The sequence below is a fragment of the Oleiphilus sp. HI0043 genome (genome assembly GCF_001634935.1).
On the sequence record NZ_LWEY01000112.1, the window covers coordinates 1 to 1,403 of the forward strand.

The 1,403-nt window shown below is 44.6% G+C and carries 1 protein-coding gene; it reads right to left on the bottom strand.

The window, feature by feature from the left end:
* Window positions 1-616: 616 nt before the first annotated feature.
* Window positions 617-1,403, bottom strand: a 787-nt coding sequence (gene pta, locus A3729_RS02105) for a phosphate acetyltransferase (protein WP_068633051.1), incomplete at its 5' end; no start/stop codon positions are given.

Below are 1,403 nucleotides of genomic sequence, written 5' to 3' on the forward strand. Positions count from 1 at the left end.
AAGTGGTTCAACTTTGGCGTTCATGTATGACCTCTATCTGGAATATCATTTTTTCAGTTGTTATTAATAGTAGGCTAAAACGGCTGAGTTAATGCTGATTAGCGCTTCTATATATAGTGTTAGTTTGGTACATCACTTTACCGCACACTGTTTCTAGCTTTAGTGGCATAAGCCGCTGACATCAAAGCTTGTTCAGTATGTAAAAACCCGAAAAAGGCTGGTCCATTGGGGGCTAATACTGTCCTTATTACATCAATATATAGGGGGCGTTTTGTTTTAGTATCCACTACATGTTGTTGTGTATGCGGGAAGTATAACACTATATTGTGGTGTGTGAAGTTTCTTTTCCGATTTTTTTATTGTGTAAATATCAAGGTGGTCGAGACTGGTTTGTCAATACTTTGGGGCGATAAAATATGAGGAAAAGGAAGGTGCTTGTATTTATGGGCTTTGCAGAATTAGTGCTTACTTATCTTTTTATGTTAGCACTAGATATAGTGTTTTGTTATAGGCATCTCAGTCCTAGATCTGTAAGCGGAATGTGTAGGTTTTGCTAATACTAGAGGCGAACTAAATGAAGGCGCTAAGATATAGCGCCTTAAATTCGGTTTGCTTTTTAATCGCCTTTTTGTTCAGACTGACATGCCTGTACGGCCGTTAGTGCAATGGTAAAGACGATATCTTCTATTAATGCGCCACGAGATAAGTCGTTAACAGGTTTGCGCAAACCTTGTAGCATTGGGCCGATACTGATTACATTGGCGCTACGTTGTACAGCTTTGTAGGTGGTGTTACCAGTATTTAGATCTGGGAAGATAAAAACGGTTGCTTGACCGGCCACCGGGCTGTTCGGTGCCTTTTTCTTGGCGACACTTTCAATCGCCGCCGCATCGTATTGGAGGGGGCCGTCAATTACGAGGTCTGGCCTTAAGTTCTTAGCGATCTCAGTAGCTTCACGAACTTTGTCGACGTCTGCGCCGGTGCCGCTTACACCTGTGCTATAGGAAATCATGGCGACTTTGGGGTCAATGCCAAATGCTTTGGCTGAGTCGGCACTTTGTATCGCAATATCGGCCAGCTGTTCGGCATTCGGGTCTGGGTTGATGGCGCAGTCACCATATACAAGTACTTGGTCGGGGAGGCACATGAAGAAAACTGAAGACACTACCTTGGCGCAATCGTTTGTTTTAATCAACTGAAGCGCGGGGCGCACAGTGTTGGCTGTTGTGTGAACAGCTCCTGATACAAGCCCGTCAACTTCATCTAGCGCCACCATCATCGTTGCGAGTACGACATTGTCTTCTAGCATTGCTCGCGCCATTTGGTGACTCACGCCTTTATGCTTTCTGATCTCTGTCATTGGGATGACATAGCGTTCACGTGCTTCGTCAGGGTCGACGATC